This is a genomic window from Stenotrophomonas maltophilia (assembly GCF_047782825.1).
Taxonomy (GTDB): Bacteria; Pseudomonadota; Gammaproteobacteria; order Xanthomonadales; family Xanthomonadaceae; genus Stenotrophomonas.
In genome coordinates this window covers 277,021-299,221 of record NZ_CP180589.1, presented here as the reverse complement: position 1 = coordinate 299,221, position 22,201 = coordinate 277,021, and the positions used below count along the sequence as shown (strand labels likewise).

Genomic DNA, 22,201 nt, shown 5'->3' with positions numbered 1-22,201 from the left:
AAATGAAATTGTAGCCCTACCGCAGGAAAAGGCCTTGCTGCAGGACGGAATAAAAAAAATCGGGTTTGCTGCGGTTTAGACGCCTATTCAGTTCGCACCGGTATGGCGTCGGGCACCGGCAGCACGCTACCGACAGGATCGGCAAAACGTGTTACCGGAAGACACACGCAGGAACATCGGCACGATTCCACAATCCTGAACTGGACGGTATAGTCCACCGCGTGAATCCGGCCTACCTCCCCGTTGCCCTCGACGCGCGCGACCAGCGCGTGTTCGATGCCGTGCGCGAACTGCTGGCCCAGCAGGGCATGCAGATCAGCATGGATGCGGTAGCCCAGCACGCCGGCTGCTCCAAGCAGACCCTGTATTCGCGCTACGGCAACAAGCAGGACCTGCTGCGGCGGGTCATGCAGCGCCACGTCGGCCACGCCACCGGGGCCATGGTCCGTGCACTCCGCACTGACGACCTGCGTGCCAGCCTGCTGCAATTCGCCACCGACTTCCTGGAGCATTTCAACCAGCCGCATGTGGGACAGGCCTGCCGGGTGATCGCCGCCGACGCGGCGCAGTTCCCCGAAGAGGCGCGTACGCTGTACCGGCATGGGGCCGGCGCATTGACGCTTCATCTTGCTGAATGGATTGAAACCGTTTGCATGCGAGGCCAGCTCCGGCATGACGACCCGCACTTCATGGCCGAACTGCTGCTGAGCATGATCGCCGGACAGGATTTCGACAAACAGCGCTTCCATACCCCCCACCGCGATGACGCGCAGCTGCGTCGGCGCTGGGCAGAATTCTCCGTCGACAGCTTCCTGCGCGCCTTTGCGCCAACGCCGTCGGTGGCCCCCACTACAAACCAACCCCGGAGTTCCTCCTGATGACCGCCCCACTCCGCACCCTTGCCTTGACGTGCGCCGTTGCTGTCGCTCTGGCTGCCTGCAAGAAGCCGGAACAGCAGACGCCCCCGCCGCCGGAGGTGGGCGTGATCGACGCCAAGCCGCAGACCCTGCCGCTGCAGCGTGAACTGGTCGGCCGCCTGTCGCCGTTCCGCAGCGCCGACGTGCGTGCGCGTGTCCCCGGCGTGCTGCTCAAGCGTGTCTATCAGGAAGGCAGCGAGGTCAAGCAGGGCCAGACCCTGTTCCTGATCGACCCGGCGCCGCTGCGTGCCAGCCTCAATGCGTCCGAAGCACAGCTGGCCTCGGCCCGCGCGACCTATGCCAATGCCAAGGTTGCCGCCGACCGCGCCCGTTCGCTGGCTCCGCAGCAGTACGTGTCCAAGTCCGACCTGGACAGCGCCGAAGCCGCCGAACGCACCGCCCTGGCGGCGGTCAAGCAGGCCGAAGCCTCGGTCACCTCCTCGCGCATCAGCTTGGGCTATGCCGAAGTGACCGCGCCGATCAGCGGCGTGGCCAACAAGCAGCAGGTCACTGAAGGCGCGCTGGTCGGCCAGGGCGATGTCACCCTGCTGACCACCGTGGACCAGCTGGACCCGCTGTACGTCAACTTCTCGCTGAGCGTGGACGAACTGAGCCAGCTGCGCGCGCAGCAGGCCAAGGGCGCACTGGCGCTGTCCGGCGACGGCAAGGCCACGGTGAACGTGAAGCTGTCCGACGGCACCGCCTACGGTGAAGCCGGCACCCTGGACTTCTCCTCCACCACGGTCGACCCGACCACCGGCGCAGTCTCGCTGCGTGCGGTGCTGCCCAACCCGCAGCGCATCCTGCTGCCGGGTGCCTTCGTCAGCTTCCAGGCCAACCTGGGCGAGCGCAACAACGCCTACCTTGTGCCGCAGCAGGCCCTGCTGCGTGACAGTGCCGGCGGCTACGTGATGGTGGTCGGTGCGGACGGCAAGGTGGTCCGCAAGAACGTGAAGACCGAAGGCGCGCAGGGCGGCAACTGGCTGGTCAGTGACGGCCTGGCCGCCGGTGACAAGGTGGTCGTGGCCGGTGTGCAGAAGGTCAAGGAAGGGGCGCCGGCCACGGCCAAGCCCTGGACCCCGGGCCAGGACGCCAACGGCAAGCCCGCCGCCGGCGGTGCCGCCCCGGCAGCCCCGGCTGCAGGCGCCGAGCAGGCGCCGGCCAAGCCCGAGGCGGCCGACAAGGCCGAGCCGGCCGCCACCGAATCGACCAAGCAGTAACGGGAACCTTCCGTCATGCCTAAATTTTTCATCGAACATCCAGTCTTCGCCTGGGTGGTGGCGATCCTGATCTCGCTCAGCGGCGTGATCGCGATCCTCAACCTGGGCGTCGAGTCCTATCCCAACATCGCCCCGCCGCAGGTGACCGTCTCGGCCACCTACCCCGGCGCCAGCGCGGACACCACTGAAAAATCGGTCACCCAGGTGATCGAGCAGCAGCTGACCGGTATCGATCACCTGCTGTACTTCAGTTCGTCCTCGTCCTCCAACGGCCGTGCGCAGATCACCCTCACCTTCGAGACCGGTACCGATCCGGACATCGCCCAGGTGCAGGTGCAGAACAAGGTGTCGCTGGCCACGCCGCGACTGCCTTCGGAAGTGACCCAGCAGGGTGTGGTGGTGGCCAAGGCCAATGCCGGCTTCCTGATGGTGGTCGGCCTGCGTTCGGATACCGGCACGATCAGTCGTGACGCGCTGAACGACATCGTCGGCTCGCGCGTGCTCGACCAGGTCTCGCGCATCCCCGGCGTGGGCAGCACCCAGCAGTTCGGTTCCGAGTACGCCATGAACATCTGGCTGAACCCGGAAAAGATGCAGGGCTACGGCCTGTCGGCCAGCCAGGTGCTGGCGGCGGTACGTGCGCAGAACGTGCAGTTCGCTGCCGGTTCGCTGGGCTCGGATCCGTCCCCGGACGGCCACTTCACCGCCACCGTGTCGGCCGAAGGCCGCTTCAGTTCGCCGGAGGAATTCGAGAACATCATCCTGCGCGCCAATGCTGACGGCTCGCGCGTGCTGCTGAAGGACATCGCCCGCGTCGCCTTCGGTGCCAACAACTACGGCTTCGATACCCAGTACAACGGCCAGGCCGCCGGCGCCTTCGCCATCCAGCTGCTGCCGGGCGCCAACGCCCTGAACGTGGCCGATGCCGTGCGCGCCAAGATGGACGAGCTGCAGCCCAGCTTCCCGGCCGGCGTCAGCTGGTTCTCGCCGTACGACAGCACCACCTTCGTCAAGATCTCCATCGAGGAAGTGGTCAAGACCCTGTTCGAAGCGGTGTTGCTGGTGTTCCTGGTGATGCTGATCTTCCTGCAGAACTTCCGCGCGACGATCATCCCCACCCTGGTCATCCCGGTGGCCCTGCTGGGTACCTTCCTGGGCATGTGGCTGATCGGCTTCACCATCAACCAGCTGACCCTGTTTGCGATGGTGCTGGCCATCGGCATCGTGGTCGATGACGCGATCGTGGTGATCGAGAACGTCGAACGCATCATGACCGAGGAAGGCCTGACGCCGAAGCCGGCCACGCAGAAGGCGATGACCCAGATCACCGGCGCGGTGGTGGCCATCACCGTCGTGCTGGCCGCAGTGTTCATCCCCTCGGCCCTGCAGGGTGGTGCGGCCGGTGAGATCTACAAGCAGTTCGCACTGACCATCGCCATCTCGATGGCGTTCTCCGCGTTCCTGGCGCTGGGCTTCACCCCGGCCCTGTGCGCGACCTTCCTCAAGCCGACCCACAACGACAACCCGAACATCGTCTACCGTACCTTCAACAAGTACTACGACAAGATCAGCGGGACCTACGTCGGCCACATCACCTCGGCGGTGAAGCATGCGCCGCGCTGGATGATCCTGGCGGTGGTGCTGACCGCGCTGTGCGGCTTCCTGTTCACCCGCATGCCGGGCAGCTTCCTGCCCGAAGAAGACCAGGGCTACGCACTGGCCATCGTGCAGCTGCCGCCGGGTTCGACCAAGGGCCAGACCAACGAAGTCTTCGCGCAGATGCGCGGCATCCTGAAGGACCAGGAAGGCTACGAAGGCCTGATGCAGATCGCCGGCTTCAGCTTCGTCGGTTCCGGTGAGAACGTGGGCATGGGCTTCATCCGCCTCAAGCCGTGGGCCGACCGCAAGGTCACCGTGCCCGAGTTCATCCAGAACATGAACGGCGCGTTCTACGGCATCAAGGAAGCGCAGATCTTCGTGGTCAACCTGCCGACCGTGCAGGGCCTGGGCCAGTTCGGCGGCTTCGACATGTGGCTGCAGGACCGTGGTGGCCAGGGCTACGAACAGCTGACCCAGGCGCGCAACATGCTGCTGGGCAAGGCCGCGCAGGAAAGCGACAAGCTGACCGGCGTGCGTCCGAACGGCCTGGAAAACGCCCCGCAGCTGGCGCTGCATGTCGACCGCGTGCAGGCGCAGTCGATGGGCATGTCGGTGTCGGACGTGTACAGCACCATCCAGCTGATGCTGGCCCCGGTGTACGTCAACGACTTCTTCTACCAGGGCCGCATCAAGCGCGTGACCATGCAGGCCGACGCGCCGTTCCGTACCGGACAGGAATCGCTGAAGAGCTTCTACAGCCCCTCCAGCCTGACCACCAATGCGGACGGCACCAACGCCATGATCCCGTTGAACACGGTGGTCAAGTCCGAATGGGTGTCGGCACCGCCGTCGCTGAGCCGCTACAACGGCTACTCGGCCATCAACATCGTCGGTTCGCAGGCACCGGGCAAGAGCTCGGGTGAAGCGATGACCGCGATGGAAGACATCGTCACCAACGACCTGCCGGCCGGCTACGGCTACGACTGGTCGGGCATGTCCTACCAGGAAATCCTGGCGGGCAACGCAGCAACGCTGCTGCTGGTGCTGTCGGTGGTGGTGGTGTTCCTGTGCCTTGCCGCACTGTATGAAAGCTGGTCGATCCCGGTGGCGGTGCTGCTGGTGGTGCCGCTGGGCGTGCTGGGTGCCATCGGCCTGTCGATGCTGCGCGGCCTGCCCAACGACATCTTCTTCAAGATCGGCATGATCACGGTGATCGGCCTGGCGGCGAAGAACGCGATCCTGATCGTGGAGTTCGCGGTGGAGCAGCGTGCAGCGGGCAAGACCCTGCGCGATGCCACCATCGAAGCGGCCCGCCTGCGTTTCCGCCCGATCCTGATGACGTCCTTCGCGTTCATCATGGGCGTGATCCCGATGGCGATCTCCACCGGCGCCGGCGCCAACTCCCGCCACGCCATCGGTACCGGCGTGATCGGCGGCATGCTGTTCGCCACCCTGCTGGGCCTGCTGATGATCCCGGTGTTCTTCGTGGTCGTGCGCCGCATGCTGGGCGACAAGCTGGATGAACCCTCCAAGGAGTTCATGGAGCGCCAGCGCGACGCGGAAGCCGCACACCGCCCGGATCGTTGATCCGGCGGTAGGCTGAAATGAAAAGGCCCCGGAGCGATCCGGGGCCTTTTTTTGTTGTTGCCGCGTCGCGAGGCCACGGTAGTCGCCAACCTTGGTTGGCGCCCTTGGATTCGTGCCAACCAAGGTTGGCACCTACCAGAGCAACGACCGTCCCTCAGCGCAGCAGCGCGATCACCGCACACACGGCCACGATCACCAGCGCCACCCACTGCATCGGCACGAAGAAGAAATGATGCGGCGCCGCCTCGCCCTTCTGCCGCGGCGCCCGGTTCAGCCACAGGCCCAGCAGCACGTTCACGCCAGCGCCGATGCCACCGCCCAGCAGCACCTGCTGCAGCGGGATGTTGCCCTTCGGGCCGTCATGCGGGAAGAAGTACGCCAGCAGCAGGATCACCGCGATCGGTGTCACCAGCGTCATGAATCCCCAACCGCGATAGATCATCGTGCAACTACCTGCAGAAAAACGGCCCGCATTGAAACAGATCAGACGGTCGGCGGCCAGTGGCGATGACGCCATCCACGCATGGCGTGGATCTACTGGCCGCGCCGCCGTTGCGGCGGCGCGGCCGCTCGAACTCAGCGCAGGCCCGTCTCGTTGCGGGCGATCACCAGGCGCTGGATTTCCGAAGTGCCTTCATAGATCTCGGTGATCTTGGCATCACGGAAGTAACGCTCCAGCGGCATTTCCTTGGAATATCCCATGCCGCCGTGGATCTGCACGGCCTGGTGGGTGATCCACATCGCCGCTTCCGAAGCGGTCAGCTTGGCGATGGCCGCTTCGTTGCTGAAGCGCTTGCCCTCGCCCTTCACCCATGCAGCGCGCAGGGTCAGCAGCAGGGCTGCGTCCAGCTTGCACTTCATGTCGGCGATCTTGGCCTGGGTCATCTGGAAGGTACCGATGGCGGCACCGAAGGCCTTGCGGTCCTTCACGTATTCCAGGGTCGCTTCATAGGCGGCACGGGCAATGCCGATGGCCTGCGAGGCGATGCCGATGCGGCCGGCGTCGAGCACGCCCATGGCGATCTTGAAGCCCTCGCCCTCCTGGCCCAGCACGTCTTCAGGCTGCGCCACGTAATCGTTGAACTCGATTTCGCAGGTGGCCGAGGCACGGATGCCCAGCTTGGGTTCGGTCTTGCCGCGGCCGAAACCGGCCTTGTCGGTGTCGATCAGGAAGGCGGTGATGCCGCGCGCGCCCTTGTCCGGCTCGCTCATCGCAAACAGCACGATGTACTTGGCCACCGGGCCGGAGGTGATCCAGCTCTTCTTGCCATTGATGACGTAGGTGCCGTCGGCCTGCTTGATCGCGCGGCAGCGCATGGCGGTGGCATCGGAACCAGACTGCGGCTCGGTGAGCGCGAACGCGCCGATGGCCTCGCCTTCGGCGATGGCACGCACGTACTTCTGCTTCTGTGCTTCGCTGCCGTGGGTCAGGATGCCGTTGCAGAACAGCGAATTGTTGACCGACATGATGGTCGAATGCGCAGCATCACCGGCGGCGACCTCCACCATCGCCAGCACGTACGCAATCGGGTCCATGCCCGCGCCGCCGTATTCGGTCGGCACTTCGATGCCCATCAGGCCGTTCTCGCCCAGCAGGCGGATGTTGTCCAGAGGGAATTCGCCGGTGCGGTCATGGTGCTCCGCGCTGGGGGCGATCTTTTCCTGCGCGATGCGCCGCGCCACGTCCTGCAGCATCAACTGCTCTTCGGTAAAGCTGAAATCCACAACACCCTCCCGGGTACATGATGTTATGGGCCGCTCAGCGCGCGCCCAGGTGCCCCGATTGTACCGGGGCCGGGCATCGCCAGCTGACTGGCCGGCAGCGGCGGCTTGACCGGGGCACACGCCGTCAGCGAATATATCTCTATATCGCGATAGGTAGATATTTATGGATCTTGAAGACTGGTCGATCCGCCTGAAGGTGTTCGCCGACGCCACCCGTGTGCGCCTGCTGGCGCTGCTGGAACAGGAAGAGCTGACCGTGGCCGAACTGTCGGCGATCACCCGGCTGGCCCAGCCGCGGGTGTCGACCCACCTGGCGCGCCTGAAGGAAGCCGGCCTGGTGCGCGACCGCCGTGCCGGCGTGTCGGCCTATTACCGCTTCGACGATGCCCAGCTGGACCCGGCGCAGCGCGCATTGTGGCATGCCTTGAGCAACGGAAGCGACGACCCGCTGCTGCGCCAGGATGCTGAACGTGTGGCTGCGGTGATGGCCAGCCGCGCTGCCGACCAGAACTGGGCCGACAGCGTGGCCGGCGACATGGAGCGCCACTACTCCCCCGGCCGTACCTGGGAAGCCCTGGCCCGTACCGCCCTGCCGCTGCTGGAAACCGGCGACGTGCTGGACATCGCCTCCGGCGATGGCGTGCTGGCCGAACTGGTGGCGCCGCACGCCAGCCGTTACGTCTGCATCGATACCAGTGCCCGCGTGGTGGCCGCCGCCAGCGAGCGCCTGCGCCGCCTGCCCAACGTGGAAGTGCGCGAGGGCGACATGCACGCCCTGCCCTTCAAGGACCGCAGCTTCGACCTGGTCGTGCTGATGCACGCCCTCACCTACGCCAGCAAGCCGGCGCAGGCGGTGTCCGAATCCGCGCGCGTGCTGCGTCCGGGCGGGCGCCTGCTGCTGTGCAGCCTGGCCCGCCACGAGCACAAGGCGGCGGTAGAGGCCTACGGCCACGTCAACCTCGGCTTCAGCGACAAGGAACTGCGCAAGTTCGTCGACAAGGCCGGCCTGCAGGTGTCCAGCCTGGAGACCGTCACCCGCGAAAAGCGCCCGCCGCATTTCGAAGTCATCTCGCTGATCGCCAACAAGCCCTGAGGTCGCCGTGTCCGCCCTGCCCTGGCTGCATCCCGAACGTGCCAACGCCCTGCTCGCCGCACTGCGCGAGCGGATCCTGATCATCGACGGCGCGATGGGCACCATGATCCAGCGCCATGGCCTGCAGGAAGACGACTACCGCGGCGAGCGTTTCGCCGGCGGTTACGACCACGCCCATGGCCCCGGCTGCGACCACGCGGCGCCGGAAGGCCATGACCTGAAGGGCAACAACGATCTGCTGCTGTTGACCCGGCCGCAGATCATCGCCGGCATCCACACCGCCTACCTGCAGGCCGGTGCTGATCTGGTGGAAACCAATACGTTCAATGCCACCTCGGTCAGCCAGGCCGATTACCACCTGGAACACCTGGTGTACGAACTGAACAAGGCCGGTGCCGCCGTTGCCCGTGCCTGCTGTGATGCGGTGGCCGCCACCACCCCGGACAAGCCGCGCTTCGTCATCGGGGTGATCGGGCCGACCAGCCGCACCGCCTCGATCAGCCCGGACGTGAACGATCCCGGCTTCCGCAACACCAGCTTCGACGAACTGCGCGATACCTACCGCGAAGCCATCGAAGGCCTGATCGACGGTGGCGCCGACACCCTGATGGTCGAGACCATCTTCGACACGCTCAACGCCAAGGCGGCGCTCTACGCACTGGAAGAAGCCTTCGATGCGCGCGGCGCGCGCCTGCCGGTGATGATCTCCGGGACCATCACCGATGCCTCCGGCCGCACCCTGTCCGGGCAGACCGCCGATGCCTTCCATGCCTCGCTCGCCCATTCGCGGCCGCTGTCGATCGGCCTGAACTGCGCGCTGGGCGCCGATGCCATGCGCCCGCATGTGGAGACGCTGTCGCAGGTGGCTGACTGCCATGTCAGCGCGCACCCCAACGCCGGCCTGCCCAATGCGTTCGGCGAGTACGACGAAACGCCCGAGGAAATGGCTGCCACCCTGCGCGGCTTCGCCGAGGACGGCCTGCTGAACCTGGTCGGCGGCTGCTGCGGCTCCACGCCCGACCACATCCGCGCCATCGCCCAGGCGGTGGCCGGTCTGCCGCCGCGCGTCCTGCCCGGCGCACAGGAGCAGCAGGCCGCATGAGCACTTCGCCCTACACCCGCCTGTCCGGCCTGGAACCGCTGGTCATCACCCCGGACCTGCTGTTCATCAACGTTGGCGAACGTACCAACGTCACCGGCAGCGCGCAGTTCCGCAAGCTGGTCAAGGAAGGCCGCTACGAAGAAGCGGTGGACGTGGCCCGCCAGCAGGTCGCCAGCGGCGCGCAGATCCTCGACGTCAACATGGACGAGGGCCTGATCGATTCGGAAGCGGCGATGACCCGCTACCTCAACCTGATCATGTCCGAGCCGGATATCGCGCGCATTCCGGTGATGGTCGATTCGTCCAAGTGGAGCGTGATCGAGGCTGGCCTGAAATGCCTGCAGGGCAAGAGCGTGGTCAATTCGATCTCGCTGAAGGAAGGCGAGGCGCTGTTCCGCGAGCACGCACGCAAGGTCCTGCGCTACGGCGCGGCCGCCGTGGTGATGGCCTTCGACGAAGCCGGCCAGGCCGATACCTGCGCGCGCAAGGTCGAGATCTGTACCCGCGCCTACCGCATCCTGGTCGATGAAATCGGCTTCCCGCCGCAGGACATCATCTTCGACCCGAACATCTTCGCCGTCGCCACCGGCATCGAAGAGCATGACAACTACGCGGTCGACTTCATCGAAGCGACCCGCATCATCAAGCAGACGCTGCCGCACTGCCACGTGTCCGGCGGCGTCTCCAACGTCTCGTTCTCGTTCCGCGGCAACGAAACAGTGCGCCAGGCGATCCATTCGGTGTTCCTGTACCACGCCATCGCCGCCGGCATGGACATGGGTATCGTCAACGCCGGCGCCATGCCGATCTACGACGAGCTGGAGCCGGAGCTGCGCGAGCGCGTGGAGGACGTGATCCTCAACCGCCGCAGCGATGCCACCGAGCGTCTGCTGGAAATCGCCGAGCGCTACAAGGGCAAGAAGGGCGCGGCGAAGACCGAAGACCTGGCCTGGCGCGAGAAGCCGGTGGCGCAGCGCCTGGCACATGCACTGGTGCACGGCCTGGATGCCTTCGTGGAAGAAGACACCGAGCTGGCACGACAGGCCTCCAGCCGCCCGCTGGACGTGATCGAAGGCCCGTTGATGGACGGCATGAACGTGGTAGGTGACCTGTTCGGTGCCGGCAAGATGTTCCTGCCGCAGGTGGTGAAATCCGCCCGCGTGATGAAGAAGGCCGTGGCCTACCTGCTGCCCTACATCGAAGCGGAGAAGGCACGCAGCGGCGATACCGCCCGCAGCAATGGCAAGATCATCATGGCCACGGTGAAGGGCGATGTGCACGACATCGGCAAGAACATCGTTGGCGTGGTCCTGGCCTGCAACAACTTCGAAGTCGTGGACCTGGGGGTGATGGTACCGGCGCAGAAGATCCTCGATGCCGCGCGCGAACACAACGCCGACCTGATCGGCCTGTCCGGCCTGATCACGCCGTCGCTGGAGGAAATGAGCCACGTGGCGCGTGAGATGGAGCGCCAGGGCTTCGACCTGCCGCTGCTGATCGGCGGGGCCACCACCTCGCGCGCGCATACCGCGCTGAAGATCGACCCGCATTACAAGGCGCCCACGGTCTGGGTGAAGGACGCCTCGCGCGCCGTCGGCGTGGCCCAGTCGTTGATCTCGCGCGACCTGCGCGAGGCCTTCGTCGCGGCCAATGAAGCCGACTATGCCGAAATCCGCGCCCGCCACCGCAACCGAGGCGATGCCAAGCGCCTGGTGTCGCTGGAACATGCACGCGGGCAGAAGTTCCAGGGCGACTGGGCGAACTACACTCCGCCCGCACCGAAGCAGCCCGGCCTGCACGTGTTCGATGACTACCCGCTGACCGAACTGGTCGATTACATCGACTGGACGCCGTTCTTCCAGGCCTGGGAACTGGCGGGCAAGTACCCGGCCATCCTCACCGATGAGATTGTCGGCAGCCAGGCCAGCGAGCTGTACCGCGATGCACGCGCGATGCTCACCCGCATCGTCGATGAGAAGTGGCTGCAGGCCAAGGCCGTGTTCGGCCTGTGGCCGGCCAACAGCGTCGGCGACGACGTGCGCGTGCAGCACCCGCAGGGCGAGACCACCCTGCACTTCCTGCGCCAGCAGGTGGACAAGCCGGCCGAGCGCCCGGATTTCTGCCTGGCCGATTTCATCGCCCCGGCCGACAGTGGCAGGCAGGACTGGATCGGCGCGTTCGCGGTCACCGCCGGCATCGGCATCGATGCCCACGTTGCCCGCTTCGAAGCCGAACACGACGACTACAACGCGATCCTGCTGAAGGCCCTGGCCGATCGCTTCGCCGAAGCCCTGGCCGAGCGCCTGCATCAGCGCGTACGCACGGAATTCTGGGGCTACGACCACGCCGAGACGCTGGACAACGAGGCGCTGATCGACGAGCAGTACCGCGGCGTGCGCCCGGCACCGGGTTACCCGGCCTGCCCCGAGCACAGCGAGAAGCGGCGCCTGTTCGACCTGCTGCAGGCCGAAGCCAACGCCGGCATGGAGCTGACCGAGAGCTTTGCCATGCTGCCCACGGCGGCAGTGTCGGGCTACTACTTCAGCCATCCGCAGAGCCAGTACTTCGTGGTCGGCCGCCTCAGCCGCGAACAGGTGAGCGACTACGCCCGCCGCAAGGGCGTGGACCGCGCGCAGGCCGAACGCTGGCTGGCCTCCAACCTCGACTACGATCCCGAATGAGGCGGCAGCGCCGGGCATGCCCGACGTCATCCCCACCTCCGCCGGGCATGGCCCGGCGCTACCGTGCACTATTCCCGCGATGACCGTTCCCGCTGCCCGCCTGTCCAGCTTCTACCTGTTCTACTACGCGGCGCTGGGCGCGTTCACTCCGTACTGGAGCCTGTTCCTGACCGCGCGCGGCATGAGCGTGACCGCCATCAGCGTGATGATGGGCCTGTGGTACGCCACCCGGGTAATCGCGCCCAGCACCTGGACCTCGCTGGCGGCGGCCTCGCCGCGGCCGATCCGCCTGCTGCGCATCGGCTGCGTGCTGACCCTGCTCAGCTTCGCCGCATTCCTGCTGCCGCTGCCGCTGCCGTGGATGTACCCGGCGATGATCGTGTTCTGCTTCTTCTACAACGCAGTGATGCCGCAGTTCGAATCGATCACCCTCACCCATCTGGGCAATGACAGCCATCGCTATGGGTTGATCCGGGTCTGGGGTTCGCTGGGCTTCATCGCCATCGTGACCCTGTTCGGCTGGTTGATCGAAGGCGACGGCACCACCGGCCGTGCCGGGCTGCTGCCATGGATGATGCTGCCGCTGTTCGCCCTGCTGGTCGCCTCGGCCTTCAGCAACCACTATGCGCGTGACATCGGCAAGGCCGGCGGCGATGCCAGCGGCTTCTGGCAGATCGTGCGGCGGCCACCGGTGCTGGCCTTCTTCCTGGCCGCCTTCATGGAACAGTTGTCGTTCGGGCCGTACTACACCTTCTTCTCGGTCTACATGGACCACCACGGCTACCGCACCTCCACTTTGGGCCTGCTGTGGACCATCGGCGTGGTGTTCGAGGTGGGCGTGTTCTTCACCATCGGCCGCTTCTTCCGCCGCTATGACGCCAGCTGGATGCTGCTGATCGCACTGACCAGTTCCTGCCTGCGCTGGGCGGTCACGGCGCTGTTCCCGGAAAACCTGCCGGTGATGCTGCTGGCGCAGACCGCGCATGCGCTGGGTTTCGCCGCCTTCTTCGCCGCAGCGATGCAGATGCTGGCGACCTACTTCCCCGGGCGCCTCAACGGCCACGGCCAGGGCCTGCTGTATGGCTTCTCGTCCGGGGTCGGCGGCGTGCTGGGCGCGCTCATCGCCGGCCAGCTGTGGATGATCGACAACGGCCGCACCGCCTTCCTGGCGGGCAGCGGCTTCGCCCTGGTCGGCGCGCTGCTGTGCTTCTTCGCGCTGAGCCTGCCTTTGATCCGCGCGCGCCGCGCCGCCGCCCGCGCGCACTGAAAAAAAACGCCGGGCAATGCCCGGCGTCTTCGTCTTCCTGCAGGTCCGCTTACCAGACCAGGTCGTCCGGCACCTGGTACTGCGGATCGGCGTAGGGATCTTCCTCGGCCGGCGCATTCGGATCGACCTTCAGCGCCACCGATGCGGCGAACACCGCTTCGGACTGGGCCAGCACCTCGGCGGTCACCAGCAGGTAGCGGCCGTTGAGCTGGACCACGCCCAGCTCGCCCGCGTTCAGTGCGGTCAGCTGCGCGGCGGTCACGTAGATGCGCTTGATCTTGCCGCCGTAGGGGAAATGACGGGCGATATCGGCCGCTTCGTCATTCAGGCCCTTGTCCTTCAGCAGTTCTTCCAGCTTGCCCTTGGCCTCGCGGCGCAGGCGCGCTTCTTCCTGCTTCAGGCGCTCGTTCTCGATGCGCTCTTCCTTTTCCTTCTGCGCACGGATGGCATAAGCCTTGGCCAGGTCCATTTCTTCGGCGCTGCGCGGCTTGCGCGGGCCCTGCGGGCCGTGGCCACGCGAGGGGCCACCGGGCTTGCCGGGCTTGCCAAGGCCGCCATGACCCTGGCCCTGCCCACGGCGCTCGCCCGGCTTGTGCTCGCCCCTGCCAGCGCCCTGCGGCTTTCCATTGCCATTGCCATTGCCACCCTTGCCCTGCGGGCGGCCATCACGGCGGGGGCCATCGTTCTTGCGCTCGGGCTTGGGCGCGGGCTTGAAGCCCAGGCCCATCAGCTGGTCGCGGAGGGTATCGCTCATAGGATTCGGATCAGTAGTGCGGCGGCGGCGGTTCGCTTGCCGGATCGGAAGAATTCAGTGCATTGCGGACCTTGCCCAGGTCCTCCAGCAGCACACGCAGCACATCGGCGTTGCGGGTGCCCTGCATGCGCGCGTCGGCCAGCGCATCGCTCAGCTCGGCCAGCGCGTGTTCCTGGAAGGAAACACGCATTTCCAGCTCGACCAGGCGCGCTTCCAGCGCCTGCTCGCGTTCGGTCGGCAACAGGTCAGACATGCAGCGAACGCCCCCGGCCGATGCCGTAGTACGCCAGGCCTGCCGCTTCAACCTCGACCGGTTCGTACAGGTTGCGGCCGTCGAACACCGCCGCGTCCTTCAACTGCTCGCGCAGCTTCTGGAAGTCGGGGCTGCGGAACTGCTTCCACTCGGTCACCACGACCAGCGCGTCGGCGCCCTGCAGTGCCTCGTCGGCACTGGCGCAGAACACCAGGTCGTCGCGTTCGCCAAAAATGCGCTGCGATTCGTGCATCGCTTCGGGGTCGTAGGCCCGCACCGTCGCGCCGCCTTCCCACAGCTGGGCCAGCAGGCGGCGGCTGGAGGCCTCGCGCATGTCATCGGTGTTGGGCTTGAAGGCCAGGCCCCACACGGCGAAGGTCTTGCCGCGCACACCCTCATCCTCGCCCTTGTCGTAATGGCGCTGGATCAGGGCGAACAGATGGCCCTTCTGTGCTTCGTTGACCGCCTCGACCGCATTGAGCAGCTTCGGCTCCAGGCCGGACTGCTGCGCGGTACGGGCCAGCGCCTGCACGTCCTTGGGGAAGCAGGAACCGCCGTAGCCGGCGCCGGGATAGATGAAGTGCCAGCCGATGCGCGGATCCGAGCCGATGCCCTGGCGGACCTGCTCGACGTCGGCACCGACGCGCTCGGCGATGTTGGCGATTTCGTTCATGAACGAAATCTTGGTCGCCAGCATCGCATTGGCCGCGTATTTGGTCAGCTCGGCCGAACGCACGTCCATTTCCACCACGCGGTCGTGGTTGCGGTTGAACGGCGCGTACAGGCGGCGCATCACCGCCACCGACTCGGCGCTGGTGGCACCGATGATGATGCGGTCCGGGCGCATGCAGTCGGCGACCGCGTCGCCTTCCTTCAGGAATTCCGGGTTGGACACCACATCGAAGGCGATGTCCGCACCGCGTGCGGCCAGTTCGGCGGCAATGGCCGCGCGCACCTTGTCGGCGGTGCCGACCGGCACTGTCGACTTGTTGACCACCACGGTCGGCACCGTCATGTGCCGGCCGATGGTGCGGGCCACGGCCAGCACGTACTGCAGATCGGCGCTGCCATCCTCATCGGGCGGCGTGCCGACGGCGATGAACACCACCTGGCCATGGCCGATGGCGGCCGCGGCATCGGTGGTGAACGCCAGCCGCGATGCGGCATGGTTGGCCTTCACCATCGGCTCCAGGCCCGGCTCGTAGATCGGGATGATGCCCTGGTTGAGGCCATCGACCTTGGCCTGGTCGATGTCCACGCAGACCACCTGGTGGCCGACGTCGGCCAGGCAGGTGCCCGTCACCAGGCCGACGTAACCGGTACCGAAAATCGCAACGCGCATATCCGTGCTGACTCCGTGGGGGCTTACGGCAGGACGCCCAGCAGTTCGACGTCGAAGGTCAGGGTCGCGTTCGGGCCGATCGGGCCACCCGGCGTACCGTTCTCGCCATAGGCCAGTTCGCCCGGAATCCAGAAGCGGTACTTGGAACCGACCGGCATCAGCGCGACGCCTTCGGTCCAGCCCTTGATGACCTGGTCCAGGCCGAATTCGGCCGGGCCACGACCGGCGGAGCTGTCGAACACGGTGCCGTCCAGCAGCTTGCCTTCGTAGTTCACGCGCACCTTGCTGCTCGGCAGCGGGCGCTCGCCGCTACCCGGGCGGATCACCTGGTACTGCAGGCCCGAGGCGGTGGTCACCACGCCCGGCTGGGTCTTGTTCTTGGACAGGAACGCATTGCCTTCCTGGCGGTTGGTCTGCGCGGCCTGGGCGGCCTTGGCCTGCATTTCAGCCTGCTTGGTGCCCATGAACGCCTGGATGGTGGCCGTGGCATCGGCCTCGGTCATCTTCGGCTGGCCCTTGGTCAGGCCGGTGTTGATCGCGTCAAACAGCGAGGCGGTGTCGATGTCGTCCTTCAGCTGCGCCAGCGACGGGCCCACCGAGTACGAACCGATCATCTGCGCGACCTTGACGCGGTCGACCTTGGCCGGCTGCGAGCCCGGCGCCATGCCCGGCACCTGCTGGCCGCTGCGGGCCATCACGACCTGGCGCAGGGCCGCATCGGTGGCCTTGGCCTGTTCCTGGGTGATCTGCGGCTGCAGGCCTTCGAACGAACGCTCGACGGCGGTGCGCAGGGCAGCCACGTCGATTTCATCGGCGATCGGCGCGAACGACTTGGCCACGTCCAGACCGATGGCGTAGCCGAGCTTCTGCTTGGGGGAATTCAAGGTTGCGGTCTCCTTGGCGGCCGCCGGTGCGGCCGGTTGTTGCGACAGGGCGACACCGGAGGTGCCCATCGCCAGAATCAGAACCGACGCCGCTGCGCCGCGCATTCCCATCTTCATTTGCTGCGTTCCTGGAAGTGTCTGGGCGCCGACGTCGGCGCGAAAAGAAACATTGTCGCACGCATGCCGGAGATGTCGAGGCATGCGTGCCGTCATTCAACGGGGTGCCGGCACCGCGAGTGCCTTGTCGATGGCCGCTTTCAGCTGCGGATCATCCGGGGTCACCTTGCTGGGGAACTGGGCGATGACCTTGCCATCGCGCCCCACCAGATACTTGTGGAAGTTCCAGCCGGGGGCGACACCGGTGGCTGCGGTCAGGCGCTGGTACAGCGGCGTGGCCTGCGCGCCGGTCACGTGCACCTTCTCGAACATCGGGAACTTCACCCCATAGGTCAGCGTGCAGAAGTCCTGGATCTGCTTCTCGTCGCCAGGCTCCTGGCCCTTGAAATCGTTGGACGGGAAGCCGAGCACGGCAAAGCCCTTGCCGGCGTACTGCTTGTGCAGCGCCTCCAGGCCTTCGTACTGCGGGGTATAGCCACACTTGCTGGCGGTATTGACCACCAGCAGCACCTGGCCGTGGTAGCGCTGCTGCAGGTTCACCTGCTGCTTGCCGGCCAGCGGCCGGTAGCTGACGTCGAGCAGGTCAGCGGCCAGGGCACTGGCCGAACCCGCCAGGCCGACGGCCAGCAGGGTCAACAGGGACAGGCCGCGGAGGCGGCGCGGGAAGGCAGTCGACAGGGGCATGGGGAACGTTCCGCAATAGCCGTTTCAGGGGTCCGGCCAGCACCGGCCGGGAATCGGCCGAACTATAGCACCGGGCCCTGTGGCGCCTGTTGGCACCGCCCTGGCAAGGCTTTGCCGGGCTTGGCGACAGCCGGTGGGAAACGGGCACCGCGCACTTTCATTGACATACGATTGATGTGACTGAATGGAAGGCGGGCCGGGGAACGCGGCTGTGCGAAACGCCTTTTCCATGAAGATCAACAACTTGGATGAAGATGACACGTATCTGACCACCCCTGCCATCAGTTGGGTGGTGTCGGGGCTTGCACCCCGGCGTGCCGGTGTTATAGTTGCATACAACACCAGTCACCTGAGACAGGGGGAAACCATGAACACCCGGATGCGCCGCAGTCACACCGCCCCCGCGGTCACCGTCGTCTCGACCCTGTTCGCCGTGCTCTGGCTGGCGCTGCCGGCACCGCCGGCGGCCTCCTCTTCCTCCCCCGATACCCCCCAGGACGCGACACCCTTCACGGCCGGGAATGCCGAACCCTCCCCCCCTCCCCCGCGTCGGCTGCACAGCTCCCTGTCCATGCCGTACTTCTCGTTCGCACAGCCGCTGACCCCACGGAGCTGAATATGAGCGACATCCAGTGGAGCGACGGCGCTCCCATCTACCGCCAGCTGAAGGAGCGCGTGATCGCCATGATGCTCGACGGAATCCTCAAGCCGGGCGATGCCCTGCCTTCGGTGCGCCAGGTGGCCGCCGACTACCAGCTCAACCCCATCACCGTTTCGCGCGCCTACCAGGAACTGGCCGATGAAGGCCTGGTCGAGAAGCGCCGCGGCCTGGGCATGTTCATGACCGAGCAGGCGGCCACGCAGCTGCGCAGCAGCGAGCGCGACCGCTTCCTCAACGAAGAATGGCCGGCGGTCCTGGAACGCATCCAGCGCCTGGGCCTGAGCCTCGACGAATTGCTGCCCAAGGGGAAGATCTGATGAGTACCGTAGCAAGCGAAGCCGTCATCATCGCCAAAGGCCTGCGCAAGGCCTACAAGAACACCGTCGCTCTCGACAACGCCAGCTTCTCGATCCCGGCCGGGCGCATCGTCGGCCTGATCGGGCCCAACGGCGCCGGCAAGACCACCGCCCTGAAGGCCATCCTCGGCCTGACCTCGGTGGACGGCGAACTGAGCGTGCTGGGCCGCGACCCGCGCGTGCACCGCGATGACCTGATGAAGGACATCTGCTTCATCGCCGACGTGGCCGTGCTGCCGCGCTGGATGAAGGTGCGTGAGGCCATCGACTTCGTCGCCGGGGTGCACCCACGCTTCGACCGCGCCCGCTGCGAGCGTTTCCTGGCCAATACCAAGCTGCAGCCCAAGCAGCGCGTGCGCGAGCTGTCCAAGGGCATGATCGTGCAGCTGCACCTGGCCCTGGTGATGGCCATCGACGCCCGCGTGCTGGTGCTGGACGAGCCGACCCTGGGCCTGGACATCCTGTACCGCAAGGAGTTCTACCAGCGCCTGCTGGAAGATTACTTCGACGAACAGAAGACGATCATCGTCACCACCCACCAGGTGGAGGAGATCGAGCACATCCTCAGCGACGTGATGTTCATCCGCGATGGCCGCATCGTGCTGAGCGCGGAAATGGAAGACGTCGGCGAACGCTACACCGAACTGCTGGTGGGTGCCGAACAGCTGGAAACCGCCCGCGCGCTCAAGCCGATCGACGAGCGCAGCCAGGCCTTCGGCAAGACCGTGCTGCTGTATGACGGCGTGCCGCGCAGCCAGCTTTCCACCCTGGGCGAAACCCGCAACGCGGGCCTGGCCGATCTGTTCGTCGCTGTCATGAAGGGGACCTACGCATGAATGCCGTCAACCATCCGGTCAGCCCCGCAGGCACCCTGCGCTGGCTGCTCAAGCGCGAATACTGGGAAAACCGCGGCGGCTTCTTCTACGCACCGCTCATCGCCGGCGTCGTTTCGCTGTTCATGAGCGCAGTGGGCATCGGCCTGGGCCTGTTCGCCCTGCACCGCGCCGCCCGTGACGGCGGTCTGCATGTGGACGGCCAGGACGTGAACATCAACGGCCTGGACCTGGCCCTGCTGACCCAGAAGATCAGCCCCAAGGACATGGCCGACCTGGGCAACGGGCTGGACCTGACCCTGCTGCTCAGCTCCACCTGGCCCTTCCTGGTGCTGGCCTTCGTCGTGTTCTTCTACTGCCTGGGCGCCCTGTACGACGACCGTCGCGACCGCAGCATCCTGTTCTGGAAGTCGCTGCCGCTGTCGGACACCCAGACCGTGCTGTCCAAGGTGATCAGCGCGCTGATCGTGGCCCCGCTGGTGGCCACCCTGGCCGGCATCGCCACCATGATCGGCTTCATGATCATCATCAGCATCGTCGCGCTGACCCACGGCGGCAGCCCGACCACCCTGATCTGGGGCCCGGCCAGCCCGCTCACCATCGGCGCGGGCCTGCTCGCCGCCATCCCGGTGTACGCCCTGTGGGCGCTGCCCACCGCCGGCTGGCTGCTGCTGTGCTCGGCCTGGGCCAAGAGCAAGCCGTTCCTGTGGGCGGTGCTGCTGCCGCTGTTCACCGGCATCGTGGTCAGCACCACCAAGCTGATGCACCTGTTCGACATGAGCACCGGCTGGTTCTGGCAGCACATCGTCGGCCGCCTGCTGCTGGGCACCGTGCCCGGCGTGGACCTGGTCTACCGCCTGGCCGGCAGCAACGAGCGCAAGAGCCTGGATTCCATCGTTTCGCTGATGAACCCGGCCGAGCAGCTGAAGTCGCTGGCCATGCCCGACCTATGGATCGGCGCAGCCGTCGGCGTGGTCTTCATCTTCCTGGCCATCCGCCTGCGCCGGCGCGCCGGCGAAATCTGATTCCCTTACGGAGAAACCACCATGCGTTCCCTGCTCGCCTGTAGTGCCCTGTTGCTGCTGTTGCCGCTGTCGGTGCAGGCCGCCGATGCGCCGAACTGCAAGTTCTCCGCCCCGCGCACGCTGAAGCTGGACGCCGCTGGCGCCAAGGCCGTGGTGTTCGAGGTCAACCAGCATGACCTGAAGGTGATCGCCAATGCCGGTGGCGGCCAGCTGGACGGCCGCGCCTGCGCCTCGGACAAGGACTGGCTGGCGCAGCTGGTGCTGGACCAGCGCCGGGTCGGCGACAAGCTGGTGGTCAGCCTGCGCCGTGAAGGCAACACCGGCCTGAGCATGGGCAACAGCTATGCCTGGCTGGACATCCGCGGCAGCGTGCCGGACAACGTGCCACTGCAGTTCCGCATCGGCTCCGGCGATGCCAGCGTGGACAACGCGCAGTCGCTGAGCATGGATGTCGGCTCCGGTGATGGCATCGCCCGCGGCACCCGTGGCAGCGTGCATGCCGCCGTCGGTTCCGGTGACCTGGACATCGACGGCGCTGCATCGCTGAACCTGCTGTCGCTGGGCTCGGGCGACGTGAAGGCCCGCAACATCGGCGGCGACGCCGTGGTCGGCACCGTCGGTTCGGGTGATCTGAAGATCAGCGATGTCCGCGGCAACGCACGGCTGGATACGGTCGGCTCGGGCGACATCGGCTTCCGCCAGGTGAAAGGCAACGTGGAGGTGGGCGTGATCGGCTCCGGCGATGTGGACATCGATCAGACCGGCGGCAACGTGCACGTGCGCAGCCACGGTTCGGGCGACATCAGCGTCAACGGCGCCGGTGGCAGCCTGACGGTCGACCACAGCGGCAGCGGCGAAGTCCGCCACCGCGACATCGGCGGCCAGGTCACCCTGCCGCGCGGCAAGTAAACCTCTCATCCACTGCCTTCAAGGGGAACGCCATGAACCTGCTGCGCCTGATGCCCGCCCTGCTGCTGTGCCTGCCGCTGATCGCCTGTGGTGACAACGCTTCATCCTCATCGGACACCTCGCCGGGCAAGGCCGTGGCCGAAGCCACCGGCAATGTCGGCAAGACCGTCAAGGACGCCACCGACAAGGCCCGCCAGGAGATCGCCAAGGGCAACATCAAGATCTCCGCCGACAACCAGCCGCAGGCGGAAATCACCCCCGACGGCCGCCTGCTGATCGGCGGCAAGGAAGTGGAGACCACCGCAGCCCAGCGCGGCCAGCTGCTGGATTACCGCGGCCATGTCGCCGGCATTGCCCAGGACGGCATGGATATCGGGGTGGCCGGCGCCAAGCTGGGCGCCAGCGCGGCCGGTGAAGCGCTGAAGGGCGTGTTCAGCGGCGATACCGACGGCATTGAAAAGCGCATCAATGCCGAAGCGGCGAAGATCGAGGCGCAGGCCAAGCAGCTGTGCAACCGGCTGCCGGCGATGCTGGCCAGCCAGCAGGCCCTGGCCCGCGACCTGCCGGCGTTCAAGCCCTACGCCACGATGGACCAGAGTGATGTCGACGACTGCGGCAAGGACACCGTCGTCAACCGCTGACCCTGTGACACTTCGCCGCACCCGGCCGGCAACCTGACCCGTTGCCGGCCGCACCGGGCCGCCCGGGCTTACAATGGCGGCCCCCGATGCACCCGATCGAACCGCCATGAAGAAGCTGTTTCTGCTGCTGGCCGCCCTGCTCTGCCTGGGCCTGGCCGGCTGCGACCAGGACTACCGCAACCACCGCGCCGAGCGCGGCAAGCCGAAGATCTCCGTGAGCGACAGCATGGTGACCGTGCGCCGCCAGCCGGCGCCGAACATCATCATCCTGCCCGACGGCACGATGAAGATCGACGAGATCCAGATCCCGCTCAACGATGGCCAGCGGCAGATGCTGCAGACCATGTTCGGCAAGCTGCAGGTGCTGCGCCAGAACACGCTGGTGGCCGCCCCGGCCGACCCGAACATGCAGCCGGTGAAGATCCAGCCACCGGAGGGCATGGTGGTGATCCCACCGGACCTGGTGCAGACCATTCCGGAGTTCAAGGATTACACCGAGACCTTCGACAACATCGTTGCCGACCGTCGCTGATACGAAAACGCCGCCCCTC

General features: G+C 66.3%; 21 protein-coding genes. 14 read left to right on the top strand and 7 right to left on the bottom strand.

The features are described from left to right. Window positions 1–221 precede the first annotated feature (221 nt). Genes ACM2ZB_RS01385 through ACM2ZB_RS01375 form a run of 3 tightly spaced genes read left to right on the top strand, consistent with a single transcriptional unit; the run spans window position 222 to window position 5,323 of the window. Window positions 222–878, top strand: a complete 657-nt coding sequence (locus ACM2ZB_RS01385) for a TetR/AcrR family transcriptional regulator (RefSeq protein ID WP_313437780.1) — start codon at window positions 222–224, stop codon at window positions 876–878. Then, window positions 878–2,137 (top strand): efflux RND transporter periplasmic adaptor subunit, encoded by a 1,260-nt coding sequence (locus ACM2ZB_RS01380; protein WP_416057127.1) that lies wholly within the window; start codon window positions 878–880, stop codon window positions 2,135–2,137. Before ACM2ZB_RS01385 ends, ACM2ZB_RS01380 begins: the two co-directional genes overlap by 1 nt. Window positions 2,138–2,152: 15 nt before the next feature. Next, complete coding sequence (locus ACM2ZB_RS01375) at window positions 2,153–5,323, top strand: multidrug efflux RND transporter permease subunit (RefSeq protein WP_416057126.1); 3,171 nt, start codon at window positions 2,153–2,155, stop codon at window positions 5,321–5,323. Window positions 5,324–5,477: 154 nt separating this feature from the next. Here the strand turns inward: ACM2ZB_RS01375 and ACM2ZB_RS01370 are convergent, their stop codons facing one another. Both ACM2ZB_RS01370 and ACM2ZB_RS01365 read right to left on the bottom strand, forming a co-directional pair. Then, the gene (locus tag ACM2ZB_RS01370) at window positions 5,478–5,765 is read right to left on the bottom strand and encodes a hypothetical protein (protein ID WP_116864473.1); all 288 of its coding nucleotides are present in this window, start codon (window positions 5,763–5,765) and stop codon (window positions 5,478–5,480) included. A gap of 134 nt (window positions 5,766–5,899) precedes the next feature. Further along, entirely contained in the window at window positions 5,900–7,075 is a 1,176-nt protein-coding gene (locus ACM2ZB_RS01365; protein ID WP_416058600.1) for an acyl-CoA dehydrogenase family protein, read from the bottom strand. 136 nt (window positions 7,076–7,211) lie between these two features. On the opposite strand from ACM2ZB_RS01365, the gene ACM2ZB_RS01360 reads away from it, so the two are divergent. The 4 genes from ACM2ZB_RS01360 (at window position 7,212) to ACM2ZB_RS01345 (ending at window position 13,191) form a co-directional block, all read left to right on the top strand. Then, on the top strand, window positions 7,212–8,141 hold the full coding sequence (locus tag ACM2ZB_RS01360; protein WP_416057125.1) for an ArsR/SmtB family transcription factor: 930 nt from the start codon (window positions 7,212–7,214) through the stop codon (window positions 8,139–8,141). Window positions 8,142–8,148: 7 nt separating this feature from the next. Next, entirely contained in the window at window positions 8,149–9,243 is a 1,095-nt protein-coding gene (locus tag ACM2ZB_RS01355) for a homocysteine S-methyltransferase family protein (RefSeq protein ID WP_416057124.1), read from the top strand. Next, on the top strand, window positions 9,240–11,924 hold the full coding sequence (gene metH, locus ACM2ZB_RS01350) for a methionine synthase (protein WP_416057123.1): 2,685 nt from the start codon (window positions 9,240–9,242) through the stop codon (window positions 11,922–11,924). The genes ACM2ZB_RS01355 and metH overlap by 4 nt, the downstream gene beginning before the upstream one ends. Window positions 11,925–12,003: 79 nt before the next feature. Beyond that, window positions 12,004–13,191 (top strand): MFS transporter, encoded by a 1,188-nt coding sequence (locus ACM2ZB_RS01345; protein WP_416057122.1) that lies wholly within the window; start codon window positions 12,004–12,006, stop codon window positions 13,189–13,191. A gap of 49 nt (window positions 13,192–13,240) precedes the next feature. Here the strand turns inward: ACM2ZB_RS01345 and ACM2ZB_RS01340 are convergent, their stop codons facing one another. From ACM2ZB_RS01340 to ACM2ZB_RS01320, 5 genes are all read right to left on the bottom strand, one after another. Further along, on the bottom strand, window positions 13,241–13,945 hold the full coding sequence (locus ACM2ZB_RS01340) for a DUF2058 domain-containing protein (protein WP_416057121.1): 705 nt from the start codon (window positions 13,943–13,945) through the stop codon (window positions 13,241–13,243). 10 nt (window positions 13,946–13,955) lie between these two features. Next, on the bottom strand, window positions 13,956–14,198 hold the full coding sequence (locus ACM2ZB_RS01335) for a SlyX family protein (RefSeq protein ID WP_416057120.1): 243 nt from the start codon (window positions 14,196–14,198) through the stop codon (window positions 13,956–13,958). After that, window positions 14,191–15,540: a UDP-glucose dehydrogenase family protein gene (locus ACM2ZB_RS01330; protein WP_416057119.1), complete on the bottom strand. Its 1,350-nt coding sequence runs from the start codon at window positions 15,538–15,540 to the stop codon at window positions 14,191–14,193. The genes ACM2ZB_RS01335 and ACM2ZB_RS01330 overlap by 8 nt, the downstream gene beginning before the upstream one ends. A 23-nt stretch (window positions 15,541–15,563) precedes the next feature. Beyond that, complete coding sequence (locus tag ACM2ZB_RS01325) at window positions 15,564–16,541, bottom strand: FKBP-type peptidyl-prolyl cis-trans isomerase N-terminal domain-containing protein (protein WP_416057118.1); 978 nt, start codon at window positions 16,539–16,541, stop codon at window positions 15,564–15,566. A 96-nt stretch (window positions 16,542–16,637) separates the two neighbouring features. Next, window positions 16,638–17,225, bottom strand: a complete 588-nt coding sequence (locus tag ACM2ZB_RS01320; RefSeq protein WP_416057117.1) for a glutathione peroxidase — start codon at window positions 17,223–17,225, stop codon at window positions 16,638–16,640. Window positions 17,226–17,454: 229 nt separating this feature from the next. Between ACM2ZB_RS01320 and ACM2ZB_RS01315 the strand changes: the two genes are divergently transcribed. From ACM2ZB_RS01315 to ACM2ZB_RS01285, 7 genes are all read left to right on the top strand, one after another. Further along, window positions 17,455–17,841, top strand: coding sequence for a hypothetical protein (locus ACM2ZB_RS01315; RefSeq protein WP_416057116.1), 387 nt, complete (start codon window positions 17,455–17,457; stop codon window positions 17,839–17,841). Window positions 17,842–17,843: 2 nt separating this feature from the next. Then, the gene (locus ACM2ZB_RS01310; RefSeq protein ID WP_416057115.1) at window positions 17,844–18,203 is read left to right on the top strand and encodes a GntR family transcriptional regulator; all 360 of its coding nucleotides are present in this window, start codon (window positions 17,844–17,846) and stop codon (window positions 18,201–18,203) included. Next, window positions 18,203–19,078: an ABC transporter ATP-binding protein gene (locus ACM2ZB_RS01305; protein WP_313437529.1), complete on the top strand. Its 876-nt coding sequence runs from the start codon at window positions 18,203–18,205 to the stop codon at window positions 19,076–19,078. The genes ACM2ZB_RS01310 and ACM2ZB_RS01305 overlap by 1 nt, the downstream gene beginning before the upstream one ends. Then, complete coding sequence (locus ACM2ZB_RS01300; RefSeq protein WP_416057114.1) at window positions 19,075–20,100, top strand: ABC-2 transporter permease; 1,026 nt, start codon at window positions 19,075–19,077, stop codon at window positions 20,098–20,100. The genes ACM2ZB_RS01305 and ACM2ZB_RS01300 overlap by 4 nt, the downstream gene beginning before the upstream one ends. A gap of 21 nt (window positions 20,101–20,121) precedes the next feature. Further along, on the top strand, window positions 20,122–21,009 hold the full coding sequence (locus ACM2ZB_RS01295) for a GIN domain-containing protein (RefSeq protein ID WP_313437535.1): 888 nt from the start codon (window positions 20,122–20,124) through the stop codon (window positions 21,007–21,009). A gap of 32 nt (window positions 21,010–21,041) precedes the next feature. Then, window positions 21,042–21,650, top strand: a complete 609-nt coding sequence (locus tag ACM2ZB_RS01290; protein ID WP_416057113.1) for a hypothetical protein — start codon at window positions 21,042–21,044, stop codon at window positions 21,648–21,650. A gap of 106 nt (window positions 21,651–21,756) precedes the next feature. Beyond that, complete coding sequence (locus tag ACM2ZB_RS01285; RefSeq protein WP_313437540.1) at window positions 21,757–22,182, top strand: hypothetical protein; 426 nt, start codon at window positions 21,757–21,759, stop codon at window positions 22,180–22,182. The last annotated feature ends 19 nt before the right edge of the window (window positions 22,183–22,201 follow it).

Excerpts from the sequence above, each read along its gene's own strand:
- ACM2ZB_RS01330 (WP_416057119.1), bottom strand. The coding sequence starts at position 15,540 with ATGCGCGTTGCGATTTTCGGTACCGGTTACGTCGGCCTGGTGACGGGC.
- ACM2ZB_RS01305 (WP_313437529.1), top strand. The coding sequence starts at position 18,203 with ATGAGTACCGTAGCAAGCGAAGCCGTCATCATCGCCAAAGGCCTGCGC.
- ACM2ZB_RS01370 (WP_116864473.1), bottom strand. The coding sequence starts at position 5,765 with ATGATCTATCGCGGTTGGGGATTCATGACGCTGGTGACACCGATCGCG.
- ACM2ZB_RS01300 (WP_416057114.1), top strand. The coding sequence starts at position 19,075 with ATGAATGCCGTCAACCATCCGGTCAGCCCCGCAGGCACCCTGCGCTGG.
- ACM2ZB_RS01360 (WP_416057125.1), top strand. The coding sequence starts at position 7,212 with ATGGATCTTGAAGACTGGTCGATCCGCCTGAAGGTGTTCGCCGACGCC.
- ACM2ZB_RS01315 (WP_416057116.1), top strand. The coding sequence starts at position 17,455 with ATGAAGATCAACAACTTGGATGAAGATGACACGTATCTGACCACCCCT.
- ACM2ZB_RS01345 (WP_416057122.1), top strand. The coding sequence starts at position 12,004 with ATGACCGTTCCCGCTGCCCGCCTGTCCAGCTTCTACCTGTTCTACTAC.
- ACM2ZB_RS01320 (WP_416057117.1), bottom strand. The coding sequence starts at position 17,225 with ATGCCCCTGTCGACTGCCTTCCCGCGCCGCCTCCGCGGCCTGTCCCTG.
- ACM2ZB_RS01375 (WP_416057126.1), top strand. The coding sequence starts at position 2,153 with ATGCCTAAATTTTTCATCGAACATCCAGTCTTCGCCTGGGTGGTGGCG.
- ACM2ZB_RS01285 (WP_313437540.1), top strand. The coding sequence starts at position 21,757 with ATGAAGAAGCTGTTTCTGCTGCTGGCCGCCCTGCTCTGCCTGGGCCTG.
- ACM2ZB_RS01310 (WP_416057115.1), top strand. The coding sequence starts at position 17,844 with ATGAGCGACATCCAGTGGAGCGACGGCGCTCCCATCTACCGCCAGCTG.
- metH (WP_416057123.1), top strand. The coding sequence starts at position 9,240 with ATGAGCACTTCGCCCTACACCCGCCTGTCCGGCCTGGAACCGCTGGTC.
- ACM2ZB_RS01325 (WP_416057118.1), bottom strand. The coding sequence starts at position 16,541 with ATGAAGATGGGAATGCGCGGCGCAGCGGCGTCGGTTCTGATTCTGGCG.
- ACM2ZB_RS01340 (WP_416057121.1), bottom strand. The coding sequence starts at position 13,945 with ATGAGCGATACCCTCCGCGACCAGCTGATGGGCCTGGGCTTCAAGCCC.
- ACM2ZB_RS01290 (WP_416057113.1), top strand. The coding sequence starts at position 21,042 with ATGAACCTGCTGCGCCTGATGCCCGCCCTGCTGCTGTGCCTGCCGCTG.
- ACM2ZB_RS01335 (WP_416057120.1), bottom strand. The coding sequence starts at position 14,198 with ATGTCTGACCTGTTGCCGACCGAACGCGAGCAGGCGCTGGAAGCGCGC.
- ACM2ZB_RS01380 (WP_416057127.1), top strand. The coding sequence starts at position 878 with ATGACCGCCCCACTCCGCACCCTTGCCTTGACGTGCGCCGTTGCTGTC.
- ACM2ZB_RS01295 (WP_313437535.1), top strand. The coding sequence starts at position 20,122 with ATGCGTTCCCTGCTCGCCTGTAGTGCCCTGTTGCTGCTGTTGCCGCTG.